Raw genomic sequence first — 2,196 nt, 5'->3', positions numbered from 1 at the left:
CCATCTGTTTATCCGCACCCTTGATGGATATTGCCGTTGCATTATCAACCGTGATTGTTATGCCAGCAGGAATCTGGTATTCCACCGGACTCGAGAAACCCAACGACAACAAGAGAACTTTCCCCTGGAGGATCGCCTTGAAACCAACACCCTGAATCTCAAGCTGCTTGCTGTACCCTTTTGTAACACCCTCGATCATATTAGCGATGAGAGTCCGCGTCAGCCCGTGAAGATTTCCCTTCTCCTCATCAGCAATTGTAACAACAACTTTACCGCCTTCAACAACTGCAGAAACACCAGAGGCCATGGTCATAGCCAGATCCTCTTTGGCCCCCTTAACGCAAACGTCAGAACCGTTGACCGTTACAGTTACACCCGACGGTATCTCTATTGGTTTCTGTCCTACACGTGACATTCTTTACTCCAAAAAATCATTTCAATCCTCAACAACCGTACTCAATTTACCAGACTAAACAGACAATTTCTCCACCCACACCACGCTTGACTGCTTCCTTGCCGGTCATCATACCGAGCGGAGTGCTCATAACCACAACACCCATGCCCCCCATGATTTTCGGGACCTTTCCGGCTCCGCTATACAGTCGCAAACCCGGCTTACTCTTCCTTTTTATGCCTTGTATTACCGGTTCACGTTCTTCTGTATATTTAAGATATATCCGCAATATCTTCTTCTTGCTTCCCCCCTCAACCACATAATCCCTGATGTACCCTTCCTTCTTCAGGATACGGGCAACCTCAACCTTCATCTTTGACTGGTGCATATCCACCGTCTCAAGACCAGCCGCAAGCGCATTCTTAATACGCGTCAACATATCAGCAATTGGATCTGTCAAATTCATATTCTCTCCGATATTACCAACTAGCCTTGACAATACCAGGAATCTGACCCGACACTGCCAGTTCCCTGAAGCACAAACGGCAAATCTTGAACTTCCTCATAAATGCTCTCCGCCTGCCACAACGCACACAACGATGATACTTGCGTGTCTTGTATTTCGGATTGCGCTTCGCTTCCGCAATTTGTGATTTCTTAGCCAAGTACCCAGCCTCCTGCTAATTGCCTGAGAACGGCATCCCAAGCAGCTTTAACATCTCGCGCGCCTCATTATCGTTGCGAGCTGTAGTTACAATTGTTATATCCATCCCCTGCGTTACGGTTACATTATTCGGATCGATCTCGGGAAAAACCGTCTGTTCCTTGATTCCAAGCGTGTAACTTCCTCGCCCATCAAAAGATTTCGGTGATATTCCACGAAAATCCCTGATCCTGGGCAAAGCCACGCTGATCAGACGATCCAAGAACTCATACATCCTGTCGCCCCTCATCGTAACCTTTGCGCCAACAATCATTCCCTCTCGAACCTTGAAATTAGAAATACTCACCCGAGCCTTATTCAATACTGGCTTCTGGCCTGTTATCTTGGCAAGATCAGCAGTAAGATTATTTATCGCATCTTTCTTGCCGGCCGCAATGCCCATGTTAACAACCACCTTTACCAGGCGAGGCATTCTGAGAATGTTTGTCATTCCAAGTTTGTCTTTGAGCATAGGAACCACTTCACTGGCATATTTCTGCTTTAATCGCGGCATCATTTGACTGAACCCTCAAACAAGTGCGCACATCGTTTGCACTTTCTCAACATCTGTTCATTGTGTTTAACCCTGCCAGTTCGCACACCCTTCTTACAGGTCGGGCAAAGAAGCATCAACCTTGACAACGGTATCGAAGCCTCCTTCTCGCTTATTCCACCCTGAGGATGATCCTGAGATTTACGCAGACATTTTTTCACCATGTTTACACCTTCAACAATTGCGCGATCACCGTCCGAAAATATGTGCATAACTTTCCCGGACTTCCCTGCAATTGATCCTGACACGGCAATCACAATGTCATTCTTTCTTATTCTTTTAATACTCAATTTCGATTTCCTTTAACTCTATCCAATCGCTATATCACTTCCGGCGCCAGCGATATAATCTTCATAAAATTCTTGTCTCGCAGTTCACGCGCAACCGGACCAAAGATTCTTGATCCAATAGGATTCAAGGCATCATCAACAATTACGGCGGCATTATCATCAAACCTTAAATGAGTTCCATCAGCCCTCCTGATTGGATGGCTGGTCCTTACAACAACAGCTCGGCAAACCTGACCTTTCTTAACCAGGCCAGTAG

5 protein-coding genes are annotated in these 2,196 nt (G+C 46.3%); all 5 read right to left on the bottom strand.

The window, feature by feature from the left end; all coding sequences use genetic code 11:
• Nucleotides 1-415: 50S ribosomal protein L6 (locus tag WCO51_12700; protein MEI6514112.1), on the bottom strand; the 415-nt coding region annotated here is incomplete at its 3' end.
• Nucleotides 416-461: 46 nt separating this feature from the next.
• Nucleotides 462-860 carry a 30S ribosomal protein S8 gene (gene rpsH / locus WCO51_12695; GenBank protein MEI6514111.1) on the bottom strand — a complete coding sequence of 133 codons (399 nt, stop codon included), beginning with the start codon at nt 858-860 and terminating at the stop codon, nt 462-464.
• 13 nt (nt 861-873) lie between these two features.
• Complete coding sequence (locus tag WCO51_12690; protein MEI6514110.1) at nt 874-1,059, bottom strand: type Z 30S ribosomal protein S14; 186 nt, start codon at nt 1,057-1,059, stop codon at nt 874-876.
• 15 nt (nt 1,060-1,074) lie between these two features.
• A complete protein-coding gene (rplE, locus tag WCO51_12685; GenBank protein ID MEI6514109.1) occupies nt 1,075-1,614 on the bottom strand; it encodes a 50S ribosomal protein L5 in 540 nt (179 codons plus the stop codon).
• Between the two features lie 355 nt (nt 1,615-1,969).
• A partial coding sequence (locus tag WCO51_12680) for an uL14 family ribosomal protein (GenBank protein MEI6514108.1) occupies nt 1,970-2,196 on the bottom strand: 227 nt, incomplete at its 5' end.

The sequence above is a fragment of the bacterium genome, assembly GCA_037131655.1.
Taxonomy (GTDB): Bacteria; Armatimonadota; Fimbriimonadia; order Fimbriimonadales; family JBAXQP01; genus JBAXQP01.
Note: the sequence above shows the minus strand (reverse complement) of the source record. Positions and strands in the feature narration are given on the sequence as shown.